Here is a 22601-nt window from a genome sequence, read left to right as displayed (position 1 = left end):
GAACACCACGCCGCTCATCGCCCGCCAGGGCATCGAATCCCCTCAGCGGCTGGGCCCTCACCGCTGGACTGTGGACAGAACGGTGGCCTGGCTCGCCGGATGCCGCCGCTCGCACCGGTGCTACGTGCGCAAGTCCGCGCACTTCCTCGCCTTCGTCGGCATCGCCGCCACCGTCATCAGCTACCGCGGGCTCGGTGACCTCGCACAGCCAGGCTCTGAGCCGGAGTTTTCCCCCTACCAGCAGGCAATGCGGGAAAGGCTCCTCGCGGCCATCGCCGAAGCGTCGAGCTGTTGATCCAGGGCCGACGGCAGCGATTTCGTGCGCCAGGTCAGCCGGCCGATGAAGTGATCAGGCGTGGTCGCCGGATCCATCGAAGCAAGTTCCGCCCAGCTGACCCAGCTCGCGCCGTGCAGGACGCCCGCTGAGAAGCAGGGCTCGAGTTGCGAGCGCATCCCGCTCGACAGATCGATGGGAAGACCGCGGTCCGGTGCAAGTGGTGGGAAGCCTGCCTAGTTGCGCACTCCGAAGAGACAGCCGAAGGCCGCGTAGTCGGTCTCGTCATACAGTGGCCAAAGATCCATGGCGGTCACCCACGGCTCACCGATGTAGTAGTCGGTGTCGACGCCGGGATGACGAAACTCGATGCCGCCGTGGATGCCCGGGTAGCCTTTGCCGCCCAGGACGAAGTCCCAGTCCCCATTCGGAGCTGAGCACCAAGGCGGTTTCGCCTGGCCGCCCGTCGGGACCTCAAGTCGTCCCAACTCTGCCAGCGACGGGTCGAGCAGGCGGATGCAGGCGTCCGTGAAGCCGGAGAGATCAGCGTTCGGGTCGACTTCTGGATCGATGGCGGCCACGAATACGAGTCGGTCAGCCTCATCCGGCAGTCCGTCGAAGAAGACGTAGATCGCGGCCTTGTCGGGGGTAGTGGCCGGGATGGCGCGGAGAGAGCCGTCCGGTGTCTGCGGGTTGTTGTAGAAGACGAAGTGATCGTCGCTCAGGACGTTGTTGCCACGGCAGACGAGAGTGCACACGTCCAAGGCGACACTTCCGGTCCAGGACATGCCCAGGACGTTGTGACCCTCGGGCAAGCGAGTATCCGGGACCGTCGGCGTCTGCTGCGCTGCCGCACGACTCGTGCCATCTCCCAAGCGCCCACGGAGTCCATGACGATGCAGCAGGTCGACCGGTTCTGTTCCCGAGACCAGTTCCAGCGGCTTGCCGTTGGCGAAGGTGCGTGAGCCAGGACCGAACTTCGAGGTCGTCACGCGAACGCCCTTGTTGGCGCCGGTGTCCTGGGCGGTCCCGTACAAGTCACGCACAGCGGTGGGCGGCACCGTGTTGCGGTAGCGCTTCACCTGTACGACGATCTTGCCACCTCGGATCGGTGCCGGATCCAGTGCGTCGACGTCCACTCCGCCATCGTTCGAGCGTTGCGTGGTGACCGCCTGCATGCCCATGGCGCGGAAGAGATCGTGCAACGAGGTTCTCGAAGGCGATGGGGTCCATGTCGTACAGGTCGGGTTGCTCGTCGCTGCCGTGCGTCCATGCGCGAGCTGATCGCCGCCCGATTATGGCTGACCGTCTACCAGCTGCCGCCGTACGCTCCCGAGCTCAACCCCGTCGAGGGTGTGTGGTCTCACCTGAAGAGGTCGCTGGCCAACCTCACCAAACACAGCCTTGACCAGCTCACCGCGCTGGTGAAGACACGGCTCAAACGGATGCAATACCGCCCCCGCCTTGTCGAGGGCCTCATCGCCAAGACCAGGCTCGACCTCGAACCTCCCTAACCCAGCCGTTAAAGATCTTCTAGAAGGCGCCAGGGGGCAGCAGGTGCGGGGCGCGGATGCCGAGGATGCCGAAGACCTCGTCCTTCGCCGGACCTCGCAACTCCGCCATGAAGGCGGGGTCCACGTGGCCCGTCCTGGCCCAGATTCCGCCGAGGGACTCCGCGCACTGCTGGGCCAGCACGCTGGTGAAGTCCTCGGCGCGAATGGTCCGGATCAGGCCCGACTCGACGAGCGGGCCGGAGAAGTCCTCCAGATACATCGCCGCGTCGTCCTTTTCATCCTCGCGCGCCGCGGGGTCGTCGAGGATTCCGACGAGCAGAACCGCCCGTTCCTCGGGCGAGATCTCCGCCCGGCTCTCCAGCGCGGTCTCATCCGAGGTGCGGCGCCGTCTCTTTGTGAACAGCCCCTCCAGCCAGGTCCTCATCTGTAACAAATCCTCGATCCCGTCCACAATGTGCCCTCGCCGATGCCGACCACCTCACCGAGGACACCGCCCACGACGCCGTCGCCCACGGTCCCGACCGGCCCGCCGACGAAGCCGACTTCCGCCCCGGTCTCGGCGCCATTGCCCGCGCCGGCGAGGCCGCCCGCCAGGCTGGCGCCGTCGTGGATGGCCGTCTGGGTCCGCTCGGTGCGGACGCCACATCGTAGACGTCGTAGGCAGCGGGTGGCAGCGATCAGCAGCCTGCCGTCGATCTTCCAGATCGATGGCTCCGCGCGGCGACCACGGCTTGTCCAAGGTGATGTGCTCAAGGTTCGCAACCCTGCTGTGCTCGACTGCGGCAGCAGGCCGATCTTGGCTTCACGCTCTCGTCATCAAGACCAGACTCGCCCAACCTTCGCAATCCCAGCCGTTAAAGATCTCTAGACATGGTTCCCTCGGGACGGGCCGCGGCCTGCCTTACTTCCGTCCGCTCCCAGGTGTTCCCGCTGCTGGCGCCCAGCGGTTCCGGCCGTGCATCCAGATGCCGTGTAAGAACCGAGAAACGTTATTCGACGCGGATTAGAGGCGGTGTTACTTTTCACGCGCCGGGGAATCGGCCAGGAATTAATGAGCCGGCTGCGCGTGGTCGCACGGCATTTCTGCCAGCTGACAGCGAGGAGAAAGATTCATGTCCAAGAACACCTTCAAGCGGGCGGCCGTCACCGCCGGACTGGTCGGCGCCGTGGCCTTCACCGCGGTCGGGTCGGCTCAGGCAGCTCCGTCGCAGTATGTGCGCAGCCCACAGATGGCCGTCACCGAGGACGACGCCCAGTGGTACCAGGGCACGATCGTGGCCTTCACCGACGATTTCCTGGAGGTCGATGTCGACGGGACCATCGCGGAGTTCGACCTCACCAAGGGGGCGGACTGGTTCGGCCACATGATGATAGGCGCCACGGCAAACATCAAGGCCAAGATAGTCGACGGGGTTTACGTCGCCGTGGCTGTCATAGCCCGATAGGCACCCGCACCGCCCGCGCTTCGCACCCGAGCACTGCTGCACTACACGTCGGCTCCGCACCTGCAATCAGGGCAGCCCTGTACGGGCCGCGTAAGAAAATTCGCAGCTTGAAGGGGCCTCTGTTGTTTTTTAGGCGGCCCTGAAAAGGTCGGAATCCGAATCCACATGAATGCGGTTCCGGAACAATTCCTGAACCGGCGAAACAAGGAGAGAAACCATGTACAAGCGCACGCACACCATAAGGCGGACGGCGGTCGCCGCCGGACTCTTGGGCGCCGCGGTACTCGCTGCGTCCGCGCCGGCGCAGGCGGCGGCGACATCCCAGGACACCCAGGTCTCGCGCTCGACCGAGGCCGGCAGCTGGTGGCAGGCGGCGCATTTCCAGGGCACGGTGATGGCCGTGCACGCGGGCTCCATCGATGTCGACGTGAACGGTTCGGTCAAGAATGTGGACACCATGGGTTCGATGGTGATCGGCAAGCTGGAGGTCGGAGCTGTGGTCGACGTCACGAACTGGGGGACCGGCGCGGTCGTCGTCGTTCTGAACAACTGGGGCTGAGGTCCATCGGACCAAGGGCCCACATGCGTCCCGCCGGGCACCCACCCGGCGGGACGCATTCTTTGTGAGGCCAAGGCAAGTTCCGCTCCCGCGCCGCCCCTTCCGCCGTCACCGACTCCTCCGCCCTGCCGGGCTGGGCCTCTATGAGCTGTACCTGCCGAGCAGCCACACACAGGCTGGTACGAGCACGGCCGGGAGTACGACGTCTCCGGCCTGGAGGAATTCCTGGACGTCAAGTCCCCGCAGATCCGACCGCCGCCCCCGCGGCCCTCCTCACACCCTCGAAATGTTCGGCCGCTACTGGTGGTTGGATGACCGGGCAGGCAGCGCGGCCGTCGGCTCCCCTGGCTCATGGCGGCTCCAGATATCGCCTGGCAGGGTCGGGGGTGTCTGCGCGACGATCTCCGGGCGGCCGTGCACATACCGGGGTTCGTGACTCAGGGCTACTGTGATGTGGTCGCCGAGACGCCCCTGCTGGTGACCTACACCCGCGGTACCTCTGCGCGCTCCACGGCCAGGTGCACGGGATCCTCGCCGCGTCGGGCGGCGACGTGCTGACCTTGGTCGGACGGACTCTCGCCCGCCGCTCCGTCGAGACGGCCCCTGCTCGGTCTGAGTGTCCGGCCGGAGCTGCTCACCGGCTGAGCTTTGGTGCGGCGAGGTGCCCGGCGGGGCCTTTGGTCAGTCGTAGAGCGCCTCGTACCGTTCACGGAAGCGTGCGTGCACGACCGGGCGGGCCACCTTCAGGGAGATCGTCAGCTCGCCCTTGTCCACGGACAGATCACGTTCCAGAACCGTGAAGGCCTTGGCCCGGTAGTATTCCTGGAGCCCGGCGTTGGCGCGCGTGACCACCTCGTCCAGCTCACGCAGCAGTTCCGGCTCCCGAACCAGGCTGGGCAGCGCGCCCGGCAGCCCGCGCTGCGCAGCCCACGCGCGGGCCTGGCACTCGTCGAGGGTGAGCAGCGCGACGAGGTGGGGCCTGCCCTCGCCGTAGAGCACCGCGTTGGAGATCAGCGGGCTGGTGCGCAGCTCACGTTCCAGCGGATGAGGTGTGACCGCCATGCCGTTCGAGAGCTGGATCAGCTCCTTCTTGCGGCCTGTGAGACGCAGATAGCCCTCGGCATCGATCTCGCCGAGGTCGCCGGTGTGCAGCCAGCCGTCCCGTACGGCGCCGAACTCCCGCTCGTCGTACCCCCAGTAGCCGCGGAATACATTGCCGCCGCGCACCAGCACCTCGCCGTCCGGCGCGATACCCACCTCGACTCCCGGCAGCGGTTTGCCGACCGTGCCCAGCCGGTAGTCGTCAGGAGTGTTGGAGGTCACCGCGGCGGCGGTCTCGGTCATTCCGTAGCACTCCACGATCGGGACCCCGCAGCCGAGGAAGAACGCAAGGAGGTCCTGGGACACCGCCGCGCCGGACACCGTCACCCGCCGCACGGCGCCGCCGAAGTGGTCGCGCACCTCGGCGAAGAGCCCCGCGTCGGTCTCCTCGAACCAGCGCTGGAGTCCGTCCGGGACGCGTTCTTGCCGGGCGTGCATCTCGCGCACCCGCAGTCCGGTACGCGCCGCGTCCACGATCTGCTGCCGCTCCAGCTCTGTCCGGTGCGCCAGGACCGCACCGTGAATCTTCTCCAGCGCGAGCGGCACCAGCGGAAGGATCGTGGGCTTGGTCTCGCGCAGCTCGGCCAGCATGCGTTCGGGGGAGCCGCCGCTGAAGTAGGCCAGGGCGTAGCCCGACCACCAGGTCAGCACCTGCATCAACAGGGCGATGGTGTGGGGTCCGGTGACCACGAAGATGGTGCCGTTGCCCGTGGTCGCCGCGCCGTCGGGCCTGCGCGGGGGTGCGGGATGCGCCCGGAGCACGCTGACGTAGTTGCCGTGGGACAGGGCGCAGCCTTTCTTCGGCCCGGTCGTTCCCGAGGTGTAGATGATGACCAGCAAGTCGTCGGGTTGCACGGCATCCTGACGTGCCATCAGCTCTTCGGCCGGCACGGCCGTTCGCCCGAGTCTGCGGAGCCCGTCGAGCGTCATCGTGCCGTCGTCCGGGAGCGGATCGCCGACACCTCCGGCAGATTCGCCGCCGGTCCCGTTCGGCCGCGGTTCCTCGATGACCATGACATGCCGCAGCTTCGGCAGCCGGGATCGGGCGGCCCGTATCTTGGCCAGCTGAACGGCGTCCTCGCAGATGACCGCCGTCGCGCCGGAATCGCCGACCACGTGCACGATCTCCTCCGGCACCGTGGTGGGCAGCAACGAGACCAGCACCAGCCCCGAGGCCGCCGCGCCGAGGAGGGCGAACGTCCACTCCGGGCGCAGTGTGCTCTGGATCGCCACTCGGTCACCCGGCCCGAGACCGAGTGCCATCAGCCCGCGGGCGATCTCCTCGGCGGCGTCCCGTGCCTCGGCGTACGAGAGCCGGCACCAGTCGCCGCCGACGCCCCGCCATCGGACGGCCGGCGCCGTCGGCCACCGTTCGGCACCTCGTTGGGCCAGGTGGGCGAGAGTGTGCGGGCCGTCCGCGCGCCCGTCCGCACCGTGCTTGCCGGTCATCCTGTTCCTGTCATTCATGCGGTCTCCGCATCTTTCTCCGGGTTGATCCATACGTTCGTACGATCGGGAAGCCCGGGTGGTCCCGGACAACGTCACGCACTGCGTCGATGTACAGGGAGCGAGGCACCGGTACGCACAGCGTCCGCAACGCCTTCCCCGGAAGTCGCCCGGAACCCGATCCAGACGTCTTTGCCGGTGGCTGTCGGGGTGGCGCCCCAGGCGTGGGCTGTATGGGCGAGAAGGAACATGCCGCGACCACGCTCCGAGAACGGATCGGGCTCACGCACGACGGGGAGGTCCCGGCTGTCGTCGCGGACCACGATGCGTACGCCGGACGGCCGGCAGTGGCAGCAGGAAAGCGGTGACGGGTCGACGCACGCTTCCGCTCTGCTCCGGCTCAGCGGTCGGTCCCAGCCGGTAGTACTGGATCCCGGCACACTTGGCGGCGGTCGTGTAGCGCTCGGTGGTCATCGGACCCTTGCGCTTCTTCGTGGCTCGTGGGATCGGCGTGTCATCCGCGACGACGGGGCCGCTGACGGGGGCGTGCGAACCGCATCGCTCGTCGGGGCATGCCGGCGCGGTGGTCCGCTGGGATGGAACCAGGGAACGGTGAAGGGGGCTCGCGTCCAAACGGTGGCGGGAACGCGTAGGCGACCACAGGACCTTCGCAGCTCTGGCTGCTTCCACAGCGGCACGACTCGGACACCGGGCATCGCGGTTTCGGATGCACACCATCAGGGGGAATCTCCGTCTCTTCGGGTGTCGAGCAGGTATCCCGTGCGCCATACGGTCTTGATCACCAGGTCCAGGGGGGCGAGTCGGCGGCGGGCCCGGAGCACCCGCACGTCAAGCGCGTTGCGGCGGTCGGTGCCCTCCGGCCACATTCGTGTGGCCAGTTCGATCCGGTCGACCACCGACCGGTAGTTGTCGAGCAGCAGCCGCACAAGGTCCGCCTCGCCGGCCGCGAGCGGAAGAGCCCGCCCGGCATGATGAAGGACGTTGTGCTCATCGAGCATCGGTTTGCGGCGCTCCGCCCGTGCCTGCAGAGCGGCCCGGCGCGCCTGCAGGTCCCGCTCGCCGGCCGGCGCCCGGACCCAGTCCTCCAGTGGGTCGACGCAGACCGGCGGCGGGGTGGCCGGTTCCACGACGAGCAGCCGCGGAATCCCGTGCGCACGGCACCGCTCGACCTCCGCGGTCTGCTGGGGCCAGCGCAGCACGGGCACCGCACGCTCGGCGCCGGATCTGCGTGACTGCTGTGCCACAACGGCCGGGGAGCGCCGGACCGCTGTAGCGAGGGACGGGGGCTGGCCGGGCACCGCGGACGGCGAGAGTGCGGACTGCGGTGACATTGCGGGATGCGAGGACATAGGCATTTCCGTGGGGGAGGGGACCAGCCGGTCCGCATGGACAGGGATGCCGGGTTCCGCGCCGGGCCCAGGGCCGCGAGATTCTGCGGCCGCGGTCAGAAAGACGGCGCAAGAGAAGGGAACCCTCGCGGAACTGCATATTCCAAGAGAATCGGGCGTGCCTTTGACGTGTGTTCGGTTGTGCTCCGGCCGTGCCTCGGCCGTGCCCCGACCCGTGCCTTGTGGGGGTGCCTCGACCGTGCTCCGACCCGTGCCGCGTGGGTGCCTCAGCGGTGCCCCGCGGGTGCCTGGCGCCGCGTTTCAGGCGCACCGGGCTGTCATCCCTCAGGCATCCCGACCGTGATGAGCAGCACATTCCCGCTCCGCTCCGGGTGCACCTCGCCTCGCACAGACCGGCCCCCAGCGGCCGTCCCGCCCAGAGAGCTATTAATTACGGATTCAACTTAGCGGTAGAAATTTCAATAGTCTCGACTGGGTATTGATGTGGTTTGCGCCTTATGTCTATCCTTCGTACTGGTAAGTAACTCACTCCGCCCCGTCCCCCCACCGAAACGCTCCCGTATGCCCCATCGCCCCGTCCGCCATCCCCTTGCCCTGCTGCGCAAACAGGAGGGCCTCTCGCACACCGCCTACGCCCGCCGCATCGCCGAGGCTCACACCGAACTCGGCTTCGGAACCATGGCGGCCCGCCGCGAGAAGATCGCCCGCTGGGAGTCGGGCAAGGTCACTCCGGAGCTCAACGCCCAGCTCGCCATCGCCCACATCCACGGCGTACCCCGCTCGGACGTACTCCGGCACGGCTGGCCGGAATGGCTGTACGCGGCCACGGGACAGGCATCCCTGCTCCAGCTGCCGTGGAGCTGCGACGAGGCACTGCACGCCCTGGAGACCATCGCCCGGACCCTGCCGCGCACGGACGGGCACGGCCGCGGGATCGTCTCCTGCGATCAGAGCATCGCGAGCCTCACCACGGCCTGGCTGGACACCGCCGCTCCGTTCGAGCCGCACGGCCGCGGCCTGCGCATCGATGCGGCCGGCGTGGCCGCCTTGGAACGACGCCACCTGAAGACCCGAAAGCTTTACCACGAGCTTGGCCCCCTCGGCGTGCGGACACTCGTGGACGCCGAACTGCTCCTGCTGTGCGACCTGTCCCGCAACGCCTCATGCGACCGGCAGACCGGAGCCGACCTCCTGGCCCTGACGGCCAGCGCGGCCTGCTACAGCGGCTGGCTCGCCTTCGACCTCGGTGACCAGACACGCGCTCAGTCCGCCTACCTGGCCGGCATGCGCACCGCCGCCGCCGCTGAGAATCGCATGCTCGGCGGATGGGCGATGACGCTGCTCGCCATGCAGCATGTGTACTGCGGGGACCCGGCAAACGCCCATCCCCTCCTCGACGCCGCTCACCGAGCCTGCGAACGCTCCGGTCATAGCCCCCGGTTGACCTCCCTGCTCGGCGTCGTCCGTGCCGTCGCCTATGCCATGCAAGGAGAAGCGACCGCCGCCGTCGGCCAATTGCACTTCGCCCGTACGCTCTACTCCCCCTCCCCACACGACAACGACCCGCCGTTCATGAACTGGCTCACCGCCGATGTCATGGAAGTCTTCGTCGGCGCCGCCCACTTCTATCTGGGGAAGATGGACCACGCCCTCGGCCATCTCTTGCCCCAGCTCGCCCCGGCCCCGGCGGCCACCCGCCTCGAAGCCCGCAACACCGCCGTGTGGAACGGATACGCCGCACGGGCACACCTCGCCTCCGGTGACGCCGACATGGCCCTGGAACACGCCCGCCAGACCGTCACCTTCCTCGCGGAATCCCCCTCGTTCGGCGTCGAGAAGCAGTGGGAACTCCTGCGCACTGAATTCCCCGACCCTCAGGCCGACGCATGGCAAGAACTCTGCGCCCTCGCCCACCACACGGCCTGACCGGAACACCGGTAGCTGCACGGCCGGGACAGCGCCGAGCCCGTCGGCAGCGCTGTGCGCAGGCTGCCGGTCCCGCCGGACACAGCCCCTGCCGCATGGACGCCGGAAATCCCAAGCTCGAGGTGCACGCTGTCAACGGTCACGTAATTTCCCAGGGCTGTGGTTACGTAATCCCTCAGGCGGTGGACGTGGCAGCTGCCGGTGCCCGCTCGTGATGCCGAGTCCTACAAGTCAGTCCTGTCCGTCCGTCTGTGGTTCGGGGATCCTGATGAATCGTGCGTGGTCCGTACCCTGCTGTGAAGTCGCCCGTATCCGAATCCGGTTGCCGCTTCGTGTCCGGCTGCGCATCCTGCTGGGATGCGCTTCTCCATCAACATCCCGAACTTCGGTGACTTCGCCGACCCTCGTAACGTCGCGACCGTTGCGGCTGCCGCCGAGCAGGCCGGCTGGGACGGACTCTTCGTCTGGGACCACGTACTGCACCGGCGGCACCAGGGGCGTCCCTTCGGAGACCCCTGGATGCTGCTGACCGCAGCCGCGCTGGCGACCTCTCGGATCCGACTGGGCACTCTACTGACGCCGGTCCCTCGATACCGTCCGCAGCAACTGGCCCGCCAGGTGGCCACCTTGGACCACCTCAGCGGTGGCCGGGTGATCTTCGCCGCGGGCTTGGGCGGTCCGATCGACGACGAATACCGCAGCTTCGGCGACGCCGCCGAGCCACGCCTCCTCGCCGAGCGGCTTGACGAGGGACTGGAGTTGTTGCGGCGCTTCTGGTCCGGCGAGCCGGTGAACCACCGCGGCCGGCACTACGAAGTCCGGGACGTGACGCTGCTGCCTGCCACCGTGCAGCGGCCCGGTCCGCCAATGTGGATCGGAGGGTTCTGGCCGCGTCTCCTGCCCATGCGGCGGGCCGCCCGGTGGGACGGCGCGGTGCCTCTCTTCGAGACCGCCCGGCACGGGCACGTGCCCGATGTGGCGGAGGTACGGGAACTGGTCGGCTATGTACGCAAGCACCGTACGGCCGAGGCTGAGCGGCCCTTCGAGCTCGTGCTCGGCGGTGCCACGTCCGCGGACGCGGCGAAGGCCAAGAACGTGATCGGTCCGCTGCACGACGCCGGCGCCACCTGGTGGGACGAGCGACAGATCCAGACCGGCCCCGACCTGGACCGCCTCCCTCCGGTGCTGCGCCGCATCGAGGCGGGGCCGCCGGTGCTCTGATCAGCCATTCCGGGATGTGTCGGACGCGATCAGTATCCCCCTGGGGAATCGTGACCGCTCGGGTGCGGAATTACATCGGCGGTTGAAGATCGTCTAGAGGGCGCCGGGGGGGGGAGTAGGTGCGGGGCGCGGATGCCGAGGATGCCGAAGGCTTCGTCCTTGGCCGGCCCCCGCAGCTCCGCCATGAAGTCGGCGTTCACCCGGCCGGTCCTGGCCCAGATCCCGCCGAGGGACTCCGCGCAGTGCTGGGCCAGCACGCTCGTGAAGTCCTCGGCGCGGATGGTCCGGGCCAGGCTCGATTCGACGAACGGACCTGAAAGGAACTCCAGAGCGCTCGCTGCGTCGTATTTCTCGTCCTCGCGAGCCATGGGGTCGTCAAGGATGCCGACAAGCAGGACGGCCCGTTCCTCATCGGGGATCTCCGGCTCGGCCCACACCGGGGCACCCGGGGCGGACACATTCGCGGTGTGGGGCCGTCCCTTTCCGAACAGCCCCTCCAGCCATCTCCTCATCCAGAACAGATCCCTCATCCAGCACAAATCCTCGATCCCGTCCACGATCCCGCTGCCGGCCACACCGCCCACGACGCCGCCGACCACGGTCCCAACCGGCCTCCGAAGGAGCCGATCTCCGCGCCGATCTCCGCGCCGTAGCCCGCGCCCGCGTGGCCGCCCGCCAGGCTGGCACCGTCGTGGATGGCCCTCTGGGTGCGGCCGCCACATCGTAGGCGGCGTAGGCAACGGTGGCAGCGATCGGCGGCCTGCCATCGACCTTCCAGATCGATGGATCCGCGCGGCGCCCATGGCTCGTCCAAGGCGATGTGCGCGAGGTTCGCAACCCTACGGTGTTCGACTGCGGCAGCAGGTCGATCCTGGCTTCACGTCCTCGTGTTCGCTCGTCGAGGCCCATACGGTGAGCGGGAACAGCTGCATCAGGCAGCGCTGGCAGGAGCGTTCCATCGGGAACAGAGTGACGCGGCGGCCGCGCTCGATCCGCTCGTCGCAGGCCAGGCACATCCCGTCGCTGAAGCTCCTGGCCGGCGCCGGGGTCTGGAAGACGGTGCCGCAGTCTTGGCGCGTTCTACGGCGTGGATCGGCCCGGCGCCGGGCTTGCCGGTCCACGCGCCGGCCGCACATCCCCGACACGAGGCGCGGGAACACTTCGCCGCGGCCGGTGCGGGTGCGCCGCTGTTGCATCTGCTGGCGCTCCGGGGCCGACGGCGGCCGCGTCTTCGCCGACTGCTCCGGCTCTCACAAGGACACCCGGCCCCGTACCACCGGTGTAGATGTACGTGACCGGCGGCTGCCCCACGGCGGGCTTGCGTCGCACCCCGACCAGCTGGGTTTTCGTCCGCGGGAACGCCGGTGCCCGGCCGCTGTCGTACACCGAAACCAGCGGGCTCGATGAATCTGGACGGTGCTCTGGCGAGGACCCGCTGGGGGTGTGGTGGTCCTGGTCGGGGGTGCCGTGCGGGTTCGGCTTCGGCGTCCGCGACAAGATGGGGGCTCCGATCGGTGGAGGGGGAGCTGGTATGGGTTACGACCTGCAAGCAGTGATCGCTGGCGGGGAAGTGCTGCGTGGCGCGGTGTGTGACCTGCCTGCTGCGCGGCTGGCATCGATCGGGCAGGGCCTGTCGCTGATGCCTGTGACAGACGCCCTCTTCGACTCCGTCGCAGACGGCAGTGACGTGGGCGCTTTGGGGTTCTGGCGGCTGCCGGGAGGGTTCGGAAAGACCCTGGCCGACTGGTCTGCCGCTGGGCCGGTGGCCTACGTGGAAGCCGAGTACTTCGGCGGTGTGGGCGAGCAGCAGGCTGCCGTCTGGGATGCCGGCACCATTGTGCTGGGGCCGGTCCGTGTGCGGGAGGGCCAGCCGATTCCGCCTGCTGGCAGTCCCATCTCTCAGGCACTTCGGCGGTTGGGCGTCGTGGCAAGCGCCGGTGAGGACGAGTTCTCAGCCGTGGGGTTGGACCGGCATCGGCACAGCGAAGCATGGATCGCTTGAGGAGCGAGTTCCGAATGCCCGGATGAACGGGCAAGTTCCTGGCTCCACTCGCGGAATCTGCTCGTGAGCGTGAGAACCTGGTGCGCTTGTCGGAACGCCTGGCGGCGGGTGCTCACCTGACCACTTGCGCCGATGCGGATGCCGTACGTCTCGGGGTACCCCGTCAACTCCAGTTGGCACCCCGCCCGCGGATTCCAGCGGCCTACCCCGGGCAACGCGCTCCGGGTCGACGTAGTCCTCCTCACCTTCCGGACCGTCCAGATCCTCGGCAGCGAGACCTAGGAGAGCGTCGGCCAGCCGACAAGCGGCCTACGGCGAGAACGGCTGACTCTGGCCCTGAGGCTTCCTGTAGGGGGTCTCAGGCCAATCACCTTCCTCTGGTCATCTGCGAGCCCAGATCAAGATCGCGGCGAGGGAAGCGGGTGGCCATGTGCTTGACCGGTTCCACCGGCCGGCAGCCCGGCGTCCGGCACTGGCAGGTGCGTAGATGGCCGCGCAGTGCGTCAGCACGTGCGTGACGGGCCGGGTGGGCCGGGTGGGTCGGATGGGCCAGGGCGGCGGACGCCACACCCGTGGAGCGGGTACTGACCACGCCGGTCGCCGACTAAACGCCCCGGTCGCCGAGTACACGTCGTTAGCCCAACTGCGGAACTTGGTCTATGTCGAGCCCGGACGTCTCGGGTCTGCCCGAGCCCGGCACGCGGGCCAAGGCGATCGTCGTCCGGACCGACAGGCTCGTGGAACGCGGCCGGAACTCGGGGCCGCTGCACAACGACATGCAGGCCGCCTGGCCGGCCTCGGCGTTCTGCGACCTGGCCGAGGCCGCGTGGGAGCTGACACTCGAAGGCTGCATAGGTGCCGGTCGAGCCCCGGACTTCGTCGACGCGATCCTGCTGCACGGGGCGACGGCCTGAGCATCGCCCGGAATCGGGTGGTCACGGGCCCTGGCCGACCGGTCACGTGAGCTCGGCGGTGCGCCGGTGAGCCTGCCCTGCGACCCGCCGGGCTGAAGGGTGGCGGTCGGCCCGTGGAGTTCGCGCCGTAAGCTGCGCCGGGTTTCTGAATTCAGGGGAGGCGTGAGTGGGGCGGGACATGGTCCTCGGCGGCCGGTACGAGCTGGCCGAGAAGCTTGGTCAGGGTGGTATGGGAACGGTCCATCGTGGGGTGGACCAGCGGCTGCGCCGCACGGTCGCGGTGAAAGTGCTCTCCTCGGCGCTGGCCCACGATCCGCAGTCACGAGCCCGTTTCCGGCGCGAGGCGCACGCGGCTGCCGCGCTGAACCATCCGGCGGTGGCCACCATCCACGACGTCGGCGAGGAGCCGCATCCGGATGGCCCACGGCCCTACCTGGTCATGGAGTACGTGCAAGGCGCCACGCTCGCCGAGGTCCTGCGAGGCGGACCACTGTCTGTGGTCGACGCCGTCAACGCGGCCTGCGCGGTGCTGGACGCGCTGCGGCACAGCCACGAGTGCGGGATCGTGCACAGGGACATCAAGCCCTCGAACATCATGGTCACCGGACCCGAGACCGTGAAGGTCCTCGACTTCGGTATCGCCAAGGCTTTCACCGAGACCGCCACCCGCATCACGGGCAGCGGCGCGGCGATCGGTACTCCCGCATACCTTTCCCCTGAGCAGATCAACGGGGCGGAGATCGACCATCGGGCCGATCTGTACGCGATGGGGTGTCTGCTGCACGAACTGCTGACCGGGCAGACCCCGTTCCGTGGCGAATCGCCCTTCGCCATCATGCATCAGCACCTGTTCGCGACACCCGAGCCGGTCTCCCGGCTGAGAGCGCAGATACCACCGGCGGTGGACGCGGTGATCCTGCGCGCCCTGAGCAAGGACCCGAAGGAACGGTTCGACGATGCCGCGCAGATGCGCGCAGCCCTCGCCGGCGCCCTGGCTCAGGCGTCCCTGCCGACGGTCCAGGCGACCGCGTCCGGGCCCCCGGTGACGCGAACCGGCGGCCGAACCGCTCTCAGGGACAAGTTCCGTATATCACTGCGCCCTTGCGCGGACAGCGCACTGGCTCTGCTCGGATGTCTGCTTTCGCTGCTGTGCGCACGTGGCCAACTGGTGGACACCGCTCACTTCGGCCGGGTCGCCATCGCGGCCGGCGTGCTGGGCCTGGTGACGCTGCCCTGGTCGACACGTCTGTCGTGCGCGGTGGGCTGGGGGCCGGTGGCCGAGGCCGTGGCGGTCAACTCCGAACTGCGGCGTGCCTATATCGGGTGGCAGCACTCGTACGTCGCCATCGCCGCCCTGCTGGCACTGGCCGCCGCCTGCTGCCTGGTCAGCGCGGCACGCGGCCAAAGACGCGGCGCCGGCTCATGGGTCGCCTTCTGGTTCAGTGCCACCGCATCGATCTGGTACGTCCTCGACGACCTGCACAAGCTCTTCGTCTTCTACCTGCTGCTGTCGCTGGTGGCCATCGCCACCGTGTCGTGGGAGACCTTCGAACTCGTGCGGCGCCGGGCCGGGACAGGCAGGCAGCCCGGGAAGGGCCGTTCGCCGGCGTGACGCCGCCTCGCCGCCGGTTCACAGGCACGTCGACCTGAACCCTCAGGGCATGGCGAGGTCGGCGGATGACCCGGAGACCGTCCGGGCCGGCCGTTGCGGTCGACCACTTCGCCGGCACGGAGGGCGCCCGGTCCAGCGGCACGAAGGGTGTCTGGGGCAGCGGGAGGAGGACCTCGGCTTCGGATGCCTCGAACACCGTCAGCGGTGCCGCCCCGTGAAGCGGCCCCCACGCGCGGCGGCCGCCAGTCTCCCGGGCCCGGGCGAGGGTATCGGCCTGCCTATGGTCCAGGGAGGCGAACCGGCGGCCGCTCCAGAACGAGTCCCGGATGTATCCCGGATATAGGGCATCGGCCGCTCCGCTCTGGGCTTGTCCTTCGGACGCGAGCTCTGGCCGGGTCCACCAACCTCCCGTAGTGGGAGGCGAGTTCAGCGTACCGTTTACTGATCCGCAGGTCTTAGAGGTCCGGCTTCTCCACCCCGGGCTTCAAGCTGTCCGGGCACCAGACGGCGCGGATGCAGCGGTCCTCGCTGATGATCTCGGTGACCGCGTCCAGGAGCCGGTGGGTGCGCTGGCGGCGTTCGGTGGCCGGCTGGATCAGCTCGGCGCCGGTGGCCTCGAGCCAGGTGATCAGCTCGGCGTCGAGATGGCCTCCGCGCCGCCGCGGGGCGGAGTAGGTGTTTTTGATCCCTGGCCGTGAGGTGCGTTGGCCTGCATGATCTGGGTTGTGGGGGCTGGCGGGACGGCTCGGCGGTACTGCCGGGAGTGCGGTGATTCGCTGCCGCGGACGATGGCGGCAGAGGCGGTTCTCTGCTCGGGTCGGTGCAGGTCATGGCGGTGGCGGAGGCTTCAGCGGCCCCGGCAGCGGGTGGTTGCGACGCAGCGGGGTGACCAGGCGGAGTGCCTAGTGTGCGGGTGGTCGTGGACGGTGGGGGTCGAGCGGTCGAGGGCAGCGGTGTACTGCTCGGACCGCTGTCGGGTTCGGGCCTGCCGCCAACGGCGGGCGTGACGGAACGGCGTTACGGAAACCCCGTAGCCGAACGCCTCGCCGACATCTCCAACATCTGTTGCTTTGCAAGGGGTTAGAGGAACCTGCCTGGTGCTTCGGGCGCCATGGTGGACACACTCGGCCTGCCCGTGATGATCAGGTGACGCCCGTCGACCTTCAGGACCGTGACGCCGCCTGCGACGTCTTCCGGGACCTCCGCACTCATCACCATGATGACCTGGCGCCCGACCCGCAAAAGCCCCGCTGTCTCATGGGCCGAGAAGAGCTCCTGTTAGAGGTCCTAACAGAAGTGGTTGATCATGTGACTTTTGGCCTGCCCGCTCGTTGGTCTGGTCGTGGGGAAACGTCAGTCGCGGCCGTGGATCGTGTCGGATGAACTGTGGGCCCTGATCGAGCCGTTGCTGCCCAAGCCGGGGCCGAAGCTGGTCGAGGGACGGCCGAGGGTGCCGGACCGGCAGGCGTTGTGCGGAATCCTGTTCGTGCTGCATACCGGCATCCAGTGGGAGTACCTGCCCCAGGAGCTGGGCTTCGGTTCGGGCATGACCTGCTGGCGGCGGCTGGCCGCGTGGAACGAGGCCGGGATGTGGGACCAGTTGCATATGCTGCTGTTAAAGAAGCTGCGGTCGGCGAAGAAGCTGGACTGGTCCCGGGCGGTGATCGACTCCTCCCATGTGCGGGCGGCCCGCAGGGGCCCAAAAGCGGTCTCAGCCCGGTCGATCGCGCACGGCCGGGCAGCAAGCACCACGTCGTCACCGACGCCCAGGGCATCCCGCTCGCGGTGTCGCTGACCGGCGGCAACCGCAACGACGTCACTCAACTCCTGCCCCTGCTCGACAAGGTCCCCCCTGTCGCCGGGGTTGTCGGCCGGCCCCGGCACCGGCCCGACGCACTTCTCGCCGACCGCGGTTACGACCACGACAAGTACCGGCGCCTGCTGTGGCAGCGCGGCATCCGTCCCGTGATCGCGAGGCGAGGCGAGCCACACGGCTCCGGCCTGGGCATCTTCCGATACGTCGTCGAACGGACGATCGCCTGGCTGCACGGCTTCCGCCGCCTGCGCATCCGGTGGGAGCGACGGGACGACATCCATGAAGCCTTCCTCGGGCTCGCTACATGTCTCATCACCTACCGACACGTCCGCCGCCTTTGTTAGGACCTCTTAGAGCTCAGCGTCCGCGATCCGCGACAACGCGAGCTGATAGGCAGTCTCGACCGTTCCGGCTTCCGCGAAGCCGGGCGTGTCGAGACATTGCCGCGCCAGTGTGAGTGAACCGCCGCTGCTTGCTTGTTCACCTCTCTTCGGCGCGTGACAGAGAGTCCAGAGGCGAACCGGCCGCTGACGCGAGGGCAGAAGCTGTCCAATAGGGCCTTTACCGCAGTACGGGCAGCCGGTCGAGCATGGCTCGCCCACCTGAAGGACTGGCGTGTCCTCGGCAAGGTGCGCACCGACCCGAAGTGGGCGACCGCCCTGGGGAGGGCCCTGCTGGTCCTGACGAACCGCGAAGTCTCCCGGTGACCGACGATCCTCGCCGAAGTCATCCACCCGCGACCAGCACGAGCCCCCCGGACATCACGCACACGAGGCCCGTGACCTGCGACTTCAGGATGCACAGTGCTCAGTGCGCCGATGGGGTGATCAGTAGTGGCTATGTGCGTTGCCCTGGGGTCTTCTGGCGGTTGGTGGTGATGAGGGTGTGCAGGACCGCCTGGGCTGTGGGGAGGCGGTTCGCGGCCTGGCGCCAGGCCAGGGAGCGGGGGCCGTCGAGTACTTGGGAGGTGATTTCCTCTCCGCGGACGGCGGGGAGGCAGTGCAGGGCCACTGCATCGCGTGGGGCGTGGGTCAGCAGGACATCGTCCACCCGGTAGGGAGCAAGGCTGGCGGCGCGTTCCTCGCGCTCGTGGGGCTTGTCCATGGGCACCCACACCTCGGCGTAGATGGCCTGCGCGGTGCGGACGGCGTCCACCGGTTCGGTGGTGACCATGACCGAGCCGCCGGTCTGTGCCATCAGTTCGCGGGCCCGCGCGAGGCTGAGCGGGTCGGCCGCGTAGGCGGCCGGGCTGGCGATGGTGAGGTGCATGCCGTTCGCTGCGCAGGCGGCGAGGAAGGAATTGCAGGTGTTGCTGGTGCCGTCGCCGAGGAAGGCTGCGACCATTCCCTTCAGGGTGCCGAAGTGCTCGCGCAGCGCGAGGAGGTCGGCCAGCGACTGGCACGGGTGGTGGGTGTTGGTGAGCGCGTTGACGACCGGGATCGTCGCGGCGTCGGCCATCTGCTCGACCGCGGCGTGGTCGAAAGTCCGCACCGTGATGGCGTCGAGGTAGGACGACAGGACGCGGGCGGTATCGGCGGCAGTCTCGCCGTGTCCGAGCTGCATTTCGTCCGGATTGAGGGTGATGGCGATCATGCCCAGCCGGTGGGCGGCCGTGGCCAGGGACACCCGGGTACGGGTGGACGGCTTGTCGAAGAAGCAGCCGATGGCGCCGCCTCGCAGGTCCTCGTCCCAGCCCAGTGGCTGCTGCTTCATCGCGGCAGCGAGGTCCAGTACTTCCGTCATGGTCTGCGGGCTCAGGTCGCTGACTTGGAGGAGGTCCTCGGGGACCTTGCCGTTCACCATCGGGCGATCGTCCTTGGGAGTGAGTGCTGGTGGGGCATCGATGTCTCCATGTTGTCGCATGATCGGGTGGAGCACCTCCGGGTTGGGGAAGCCACGACGGTGAGACCGAGTGAGGAAGCCGTGGCTGCTTGGATGAAGGGTCGGTGATCACTGGGATCCACCAGGTCAGCGCATGAGTTCCGTGGCTGGGACGCGCCGTCGGCCGGACGGGAACTCGAATTCGTACGACAGGGCGGCCAGGACGTCCCGTTTCAGGGCCCACAGTTCCGTGTGGTCGGCGCAACTGCCCCAGATCGCGTCCAGGTTCCGCGTCACGACCCCGGCGGTCAACCGGTCACCGGGGCGGACAGGGCCGTGGGCGGACGAGATCCTTGACTCGCTGGCCGGTCGTCCGATCGAACTCACGACCGACGAAAGGCGTTTTCCATTCTTCTGCCGCCCGATTCGCTGTCAACTGCCGTGTACTTTGAGCCAACTTGACAGCCGCTGAGCCCAGATGACCGGGAGCGTGGTTGTCGTGTTCGCGACGAGCTCGTTTACTGCGGACAGCAGCTGAGACTCAAGGAGGCGCACCAGTCTCATGATCAAGCGAATAGCCGTCCTGACGGCACTTGTCCCGGCCATGCTGAGCACTACGGTCGGCGTCGCTTCGGCGCACTCCGCGCCACACGCGACCCCGGCTGTGGTCACCCTGACCTACGACGTCGGCGATGCCGGTCAGTGGGCGGGCCCGATCGAGCAGGCCGTGCAAAACTGGAACGACGCGCTGCACAACGTGCGCCTGGAGCCGACGAGCACCCCCGGGTCGGCCGACTACGTCTACGAAGCGACCAGCGGCTGGCCGCAGGCCACGTTGGGGCCGATCTTCCCCGGCGGCAACGGTGACGTGCAGCTGGGTCGGCAAGCGGTGGACGAGGGCTACGACGCGACCCGGATCGCGGCGCACGAAACCGGGCACATCCTGGGGCTGCCCGATGATTACAGCGGCCCGTGCTCGGAGCTCATGTCCGGCCACGGTCCCGGCACGTCCTGCACGAACGCCAAGCCGGACGCTGCCGAGGCAGCGCAGGTCGACAAGAACTACGCCTCCGGCACGTCGGCGGTGCGCCCGCATCGCCACCAAGTGGTGATCGACGTCTGGTCCGGCTGGGTTCTCACCGGCTCGCGCTGACTGATCAACAGTACGCCGGACCGGCTGCGGCTGCACATTGCCTTCAGGTCCGCCTGGCTCGCCTCTTGCCCCACTGCCGTACCTCGACGGTGGGGCTTTGCCTTATGCGTCACCGGTTTACCCGGGACGATCTGACGGAGTGCTACTACTTTTCGTGAACATCGAACACGATCCCCGGCGCGTGACTCCTCACCCCGTGAACAACCGCTGTCGCACCTCAGGTTCTGGCTCGCTTTCCGTGAACCGGTCACGGTGAGTCATGCGACGTAGCTCAAAGGCAGTGGTTCTGGGTGCGCTCTGTGGCGAGAATGTCTCGCGCCGCGGAGGTGACCCGGTCGCGAATGTGCTGCTGGTCCGGAGGTTGATCGTTCGGCAGGTCGAGCCCTCTCGCCAGATCAGCGATGGGTTGCAGCGCGTCGGGGTAGTCGAGTTCGGCTGCAGCTTCCTCATAGATCAGCTTCGCTCCGTGCACCGGATCGAGTCGGCACGCCACGATCTGGCCGGCCCACCACTGGGCCGCGGTCCATCGCGCCTTGGCAAGATCTTCCGAGGTCAGCGGCAGCAGATCCAACTCTTCCAAGACAAGGTCGAACAGCTCGCGGGCCTGGGGATACTCACCACGCGCGAGGCCGGCCAGCAGGGGAAGCGAGGGAGCCTCGATGTCGGCCATCAGGGCGTCCAGGCCCAACTGGACCAGGTAAGCGTCCGAGGGGCGCTGCCAGGGTTCCATGGCCAAGTTGGCAGCGGCCATGCGGATCTGGCTGATCGCTACTACTGCGTCCACGCTGTCGCCTTCTCATCATCTTTCCGTAGAGGGAAGTCCTATCACCGAGAGCCGGGTGGTTGATCAGGTGGCCGGCAATACGCGCTTGCGTAGCAGGCTGAAACCGGCTCGGCCGAACACCTGGCGCTTGAGCATCTTGATCCTGTTGACGTGTCCTTCGACGACGCCGGAGTTCCAGGGCAGGGTCAGGCCGGCGATGACGGCGTCGAGCCACTGCGGGAGTCGTTCCCCCTGCCGCTCCGTGAGCATCTGGGCGAAGGACCGGACGTGACCGGTCAGGGCGTCGAGTTCAGGGCAGTTGGCAAGGACGGCCTTGAGCCGGAGCTGTTCGATCTCGGTAAGCGTCTCGGGTCGGCTGAGGATCCATCTCGTCACCACGCGGGGTGTCGGCGGTTGCGCGGTGACCGGCCGTGGCGAGGTGCGCTTCCCTCGCAGGTAGGAGCTGACCCGGCTATAGCTGCCTCGATAGCCCAAGGGAACGATCTCCTCCCAGAGCTTCCAGGCGTTGGTGCAGCCCTCGTCCCAGCGTTCGTCCAGGTAGGGCTTGTACTCATCGAGGACGGAGGTCCTGTTGTGCTGCCACTGGCCGCGAAAGAGGTCCTCCGGCTTCTCAGCGTCGGCGAGGCTCTTGACGGTGCGGTGGGTCATCTGGAGCTGACGCCCGATGGAACGGCGGCTGTGGCCGGCTCCAGCAGCGCGTGGACCGTGGCGTGCCGGGCTCGGACGCGGTTGGCGAATCGCTCACTCAGCCATGGAGAGTTCGCCTTCTCCTCGGGCGGCGCCGGTTCGTCGGCCTTCGCCTCGCGATCGGGGACCAGGACGCGAAGGCACTGGCGGTGGCGGGCGACAGCCCGCTCGGCGGCCTCCCCGAAGTTGTGCTACAAATGCCAGCGGTCGGCGACCTGCGTCGCCTGGGGTGCCCCGGCTGTGGCGCCTTCCGCGAAGAACGGCGCGCGGTCCCGGCAGACGATCTCGATCCCGGGTCGCTTCGCCAGCCATGCGGCCAGGCTGGACGCCTCTCGGTCGGGCAGCAGATCCACCGGCCGGCGGGTCTCGACGTCGACGAGCACCGTGCCGTAGACCCGTCCTTTGCGTGTGGCGTACTCATCAACCCCCACCACTCGCGGGGCCGGGACTGCGGGTTCAGGCAATGCATCGAGCAGCCGCAACACCGCGCTGCGGCTGGTGGACACCCCGAACGCCCGGGCCGTTCGGGCGCCGGCCCGGCCGGCGAGGGCGAGACCCACCGCGGCGAGAGTCGACCGCAACCGTTCCGTCCACCTGCTGTGCCGCCGGGTCAGTCCCGGCATCTGCTCAGCAAACGTCCGACGAGCACACGAAGGCTCCGGACAGAAGAACCGCCGAACTCGCAGTTGCAGGACCACCAGACGTCCCTCACTCGGCACGTCCGCTGGAAACCGCAGGTAAGAGCTGTGCACCCGGGTCGACTCGCTCTCACAGTCCGGGCATGCCGCCCGGTCCGCCGTACTGCAGACGTCGATGCGTATCGCCTCGTGGCTCACGTCCAGCGACAGCACCGACACGTCCGCGATGGACGGTAACAGCAGGCCCTCCAGGCGGAGCGCCATCTCTTCCACGACGCCGCACTGTCGACCACATCAAGATCGGCTCTGGTCATTTCC

21 protein-coding genes and 3 pseudogenes are annotated in these 22601 nt (G+C 68.2%); 12 read left to right on the top strand and 12 right to left on the bottom strand.

What is annotated here, in order from left to right:
* The first annotated feature begins 70 nt into the window (after window positions 1-70).
* The gene (locus AVL59_RS56605) at window positions 71-295 is read left to right on the top strand and encodes a hypothetical protein (protein ID WP_159400050.1); all 225 of its coding nucleotides are present in this window, start codon (window positions 71-73) and stop codon (window positions 293-295) included.
* Window positions 296-510: 215 nt separating this feature from the next.
* On the opposite strand, the pseudogene AVL59_RS24235 reads toward AVL59_RS56605, so the two are convergent.
* Window positions 511-1543 (bottom strand): annotated as a pseudogene (locus AVL59_RS24235) (restriction endonuclease); the annotation flags it as partial.
* On the opposite strand from AVL59_RS24235, the pseudogene AVL59_RS24230 reads away from it, so the two are divergent.
* Window positions 1543-1788: pseudogene (locus AVL59_RS24230) on the top strand (transposase); the annotation flags it as partial. The pseudogenes AVL59_RS24235 and AVL59_RS24230 overlap by 1 nt on opposite strands.
* 19 nt (window positions 1789-1807) lie before the next feature.
* Here the strand turns inward: AVL59_RS24230 and AVL59_RS24225 are convergent.
* Window positions 1808-2212 carry a hypothetical protein gene (locus AVL59_RS24225; protein WP_159400049.1) on the bottom strand — a complete coding sequence of 135 codons (405 nt, stop codon included), beginning with the start codon at window positions 2210-2212 and terminating at the stop codon, window positions 1808-1810.
* Window positions 2209-2541 carry a hypothetical protein gene (locus AVL59_RS52490; protein WP_159400048.1) on the bottom strand — a complete coding sequence of 111 codons (333 nt, stop codon included), beginning with the start codon at window positions 2539-2541 and terminating at the stop codon, window positions 2209-2211. The genes AVL59_RS24225 and AVL59_RS52490 overlap by 4 nt, the downstream gene beginning before the upstream one ends.
* 359 nt (window positions 2542-2900) lie before the next feature.
* On the opposite strand from AVL59_RS52490, the gene AVL59_RS24220 reads away from it, so the two are divergent.
* Window positions 2901-3233, top strand: coding sequence for a hypothetical protein (locus AVL59_RS24220; protein WP_067308016.1), 333 nt, complete (start codon window positions 2901-2903; stop codon window positions 3231-3233).
* A 217-nt stretch (window positions 3234-3450) separates the two neighbouring features.
* Window positions 3451-3792, top strand: coding sequence for a hypothetical protein (locus AVL59_RS24215; RefSeq protein WP_067308014.1), 342 nt, complete (start codon window positions 3451-3453; stop codon window positions 3790-3792).
* A 681-nt stretch (window positions 3793-4473) separates the two neighbouring features.
* Here AVL59_RS24215 and AVL59_RS24210 read toward each other — a convergent pair.
* Both AVL59_RS24210 and AVL59_RS24205 read right to left on the bottom strand, forming a co-directional pair.
* The gene (locus AVL59_RS24210; RefSeq protein ID WP_159400047.1) at window positions 4474-6360 is read right to left on the bottom strand and encodes an AMP-dependent synthetase/ligase; all 1887 of its coding nucleotides are present in this window, start codon (window positions 6358-6360) and stop codon (window positions 4474-4476) included.
* Window positions 6361-7076: 716 nt separating this feature from the next.
* Window positions 7077-7691 carry a helix-turn-helix domain-containing protein gene (locus tag AVL59_RS24205; RefSeq protein WP_159400046.1) on the bottom strand — a complete coding sequence of 205 codons (615 nt, stop codon included), beginning with the start codon at window positions 7689-7691 and terminating at the stop codon, window positions 7077-7079.
* 579 nt (window positions 7692-8270) lie between these two features.
* Between AVL59_RS24205 and AVL59_RS24200 the strand changes: the two genes are divergently transcribed.
* Together AVL59_RS24200 and AVL59_RS24195 are read left to right on the top strand one after the other, a co-directional pair.
* A complete protein-coding gene (locus AVL59_RS24200; protein ID WP_067308010.1) occupies window positions 8271-9635 on the top strand; it encodes a hypothetical protein in 1365 nt (454 codons plus the stop codon).
* A 357-nt stretch (window positions 9636-9992) separates the two neighbouring features.
* Window positions 9993-10856 (top strand): LLM class flavin-dependent oxidoreductase, encoded by an 864-nt coding sequence (locus tag AVL59_RS24195; RefSeq protein ID WP_067308007.1) that lies wholly within the window; start codon window positions 9993-9995, stop codon window positions 10854-10856.
* Window positions 10857-10885: 29 nt separating this feature from the next.
* Here AVL59_RS24195 and AVL59_RS24190 read toward each other — a convergent pair whose 3' ends face one another.
* Both AVL59_RS24190 and AVL59_RS24185 read right to left on the bottom strand, forming a co-directional pair.
* Window positions 10886-11386 carry a hypothetical protein gene (locus AVL59_RS24190; protein WP_159400045.1) on the bottom strand — a complete coding sequence of 167 codons (501 nt, stop codon included), beginning with the start codon at window positions 11384-11386 and terminating at the stop codon, window positions 10886-10888.
* 309 nt (window positions 11387-11695) lie between these two features.
* Window positions 11696-12052, bottom strand: a complete 357-nt coding sequence (locus tag AVL59_RS24185) for a hypothetical protein (RefSeq protein WP_067308002.1) — start codon at window positions 12050-12052, stop codon at window positions 11696-11698.
* A 335-nt stretch (window positions 12053-12387) separates the two neighbouring features.
* On the opposite strand from AVL59_RS24185, the gene AVL59_RS24180 reads away from it, so the two are divergent.
* The 5 genes and pseudogenes from AVL59_RS24180 (at window position 12388) to AVL59_RS49170 (ending at window position 17544) form a co-directional block, all read left to right on the top strand.
* Complete coding sequence (locus tag AVL59_RS24180; RefSeq protein ID WP_067317691.1) at window positions 12388-12858, top strand: hypothetical protein; 471 nt, start codon at window positions 12388-12390, stop codon at window positions 12856-12858.
* Window positions 12859-12990: 132 nt separating this feature from the next.
* A complete protein-coding gene (locus tag AVL59_RS52485) occupies window positions 12991-13140 on the top strand; it encodes a hypothetical protein (protein ID WP_159400044.1) in 150 nt (49 codons plus the stop codon).
* Window positions 13141-13517: 377 nt separating this feature from the next.
* Window positions 13518-13772 (top strand): hypothetical protein, encoded by a 255-nt coding sequence (locus AVL59_RS24175; protein ID WP_067307999.1) that lies wholly within the window; start codon window positions 13518-13520, stop codon window positions 13770-13772.
* Window positions 13773-13938: 166 nt separating this feature from the next.
* Window positions 13939-15384, top strand: coding sequence for a protein kinase domain-containing protein (locus tag AVL59_RS24170; RefSeq protein ID WP_159400043.1), 1446 nt, complete (start codon window positions 13939-13941; stop codon window positions 15382-15384).
* A 1342-nt stretch (window positions 15385-16726) separates the two neighbouring features.
* Window positions 16727-17544, top strand: a pseudogene (locus AVL59_RS49170) (IS5 family transposase).
* 493 nt (window positions 17545-18037) lie between these two features.
* Here the strand turns inward: AVL59_RS49170 and argF are convergent.
* Both argF and AVL59_RS52480 read right to left on the bottom strand, forming a co-directional pair.
* Window positions 18038-19003, bottom strand: a complete 966-nt coding sequence (argF, locus tag AVL59_RS24155; RefSeq protein WP_067307988.1) for an ornithine carbamoyltransferase — start codon at window positions 19001-19003, stop codon at window positions 18038-18040.
* 165 nt (window positions 19004-19168) lie between these two features.
* Window positions 19169-19318 (bottom strand): hypothetical protein, encoded by a 150-nt coding sequence (locus AVL59_RS52480; RefSeq protein ID WP_159400042.1) that lies wholly within the window; start codon window positions 19316-19318, stop codon window positions 19169-19171.
* Between the two features lie 265 nt (window positions 19319-19583).
* On the opposite strand from AVL59_RS52480, the gene AVL59_RS24150 reads away from it, so the two are divergent.
* Window positions 19584-20174 (top strand): snapalysin family zinc-dependent metalloprotease, encoded by a 591-nt coding sequence (locus AVL59_RS24150; protein WP_067307986.1) that lies wholly within the window; start codon window positions 19584-19586, stop codon window positions 20172-20174.
* Window positions 20175-20445: 271 nt separating this feature from the next.
* Here AVL59_RS24150 and AVL59_RS24145 read toward each other — a convergent pair whose 3' ends face one another.
* The 3 genes from AVL59_RS24145 to AVL59_RS54835 form a co-directional block, all read right to left on the bottom strand.
* Complete coding sequence (locus AVL59_RS24145; RefSeq protein WP_067307983.1) at window positions 20446-20958, bottom strand: hypothetical protein; 513 nt, start codon at window positions 20956-20958, stop codon at window positions 20446-20448.
* A 63-nt stretch (window positions 20959-21021) separates the two neighbouring features.
* Complete coding sequence (locus AVL59_RS54840; RefSeq protein ID WP_067307981.1) at window positions 21022-21606, bottom strand: transposase; 585 nt, start codon at window positions 21604-21606, stop codon at window positions 21022-21024.
* Between the two features lie 230 nt (window positions 21607-21836).
* On the bottom strand, window positions 21837-22547 hold the full coding sequence (locus tag AVL59_RS54835; protein ID WP_237281916.1) for an ISL3 family transposase: 711 nt from the start codon (window positions 22545-22547) through the stop codon (window positions 21837-21839).
* Between the last annotated feature and the right edge of the window lie 54 nt (window positions 22548-22601).

The sequence above is a fragment of the Streptomyces griseochromogenes genome (assembly GCF_001542625.1).
In the GTDB taxonomy this organism is placed as follows: domain Bacteria; phylum Actinomycetota; class Actinomycetes; order Streptomycetales; family Streptomycetaceae; genus Streptomyces; species Streptomyces griseochromogenes.
Note: the sequence above shows the minus strand (reverse complement) of the source record. Positions and strands in the feature narration are given on the sequence as shown.

Bases quoted from the DNA above. Each gene is read 5' to 3' on its own strand.
- AVL59_RS24185 (WP_067308002.1), bottom strand. From the start codon at position 12,052: ATGCAACAGCGGCGCACCCGCACCGGCCGCGGCGAAGTGTTCCCGCGC.
- AVL59_RS52485 (WP_159400044.1), top strand. From the start codon at position 12,991: ATGCGGATGCCGTACGTCTCGGGGTACCCCGTCAACTCCAGTTGGCAC.
- AVL59_RS24180 (WP_067317691.1), top strand. From the start codon at position 12,388: ATGGGTTACGACCTGCAAGCAGTGATCGCTGGCGGGGAAGTGCTGCGT.
- AVL59_RS24200 (WP_067308010.1), top strand. From the start codon at position 8,271: ATGCCCCATCGCCCCGTCCGCCATCCCCTTGCCCTGCTGCGCAAACAG.
- AVL59_RS24210 (WP_159400047.1), bottom strand. From the start codon at position 6,360: ATGAATGACAGGAACAGGATGACCGGCAAGCACGGTGCGGACGGGCGC.
- AVL59_RS24205 (WP_159400046.1), bottom strand. From the start codon at position 7,691: ATGTCACCGCAGTCCGCACTCTCGCCGTCCGCGGTGCCCGGCCAGCCC.
- AVL59_RS24220 (WP_067308016.1), top strand. From the start codon at position 2,901: ATGTCCAAGAACACCTTCAAGCGGGCGGCCGTCACCGCCGGACTGGTC.
- AVL59_RS24190 (WP_159400045.1), bottom strand. From the start codon at position 11,386: ATGAGGGATCTGTTCTGGATGAGGAGATGGCTGGAGGGGCTGTTCGGA.
- AVL59_RS54835 (WP_237281916.1), bottom strand. From the start codon at position 22,547: ATGGCGCTCCGCCTGGAGGGCCTGCTGTTACCGTCCATCGCGGACGTG.
- AVL59_RS24195 (WP_067308007.1), top strand. From the start codon at position 9,993: ATGCGCTTCTCCATCAACATCCCGAACTTCGGTGACTTCGCCGACCCT.
- AVL59_RS24215 (WP_067308014.1), top strand. From the start codon at position 3,451: ATGTACAAGCGCACGCACACCATAAGGCGGACGGCGGTCGCCGCCGGA.
- AVL59_RS24175 (WP_067307999.1), top strand. From the start codon at position 13,518: ATGTCGAGCCCGGACGTCTCGGGTCTGCCCGAGCCCGGCACGCGGGCC.
- AVL59_RS24150 (WP_067307986.1), top strand. From the start codon at position 19,584: ATGATCAAGCGAATAGCCGTCCTGACGGCACTTGTCCCGGCCATGCTG.
- argF (WP_067307988.1), bottom strand. From the start codon at position 19,003: ATGGTGAACGGCAAGGTCCCCGAGGACCTCCTCCAAGTCAGCGACCTG.
- AVL59_RS54840 (WP_067307981.1), bottom strand. From the start codon at position 21,606: ATGACCCACCGCACCGTCAAGAGCCTCGCCGACGCTGAGAAGCCGGAG.
- AVL59_RS24225 (WP_159400049.1), bottom strand. From the start codon at position 2,212: ATGAGGACCTGGCTGGAGGGGCTGTTCACAAAGAGACGGCGCCGCACC.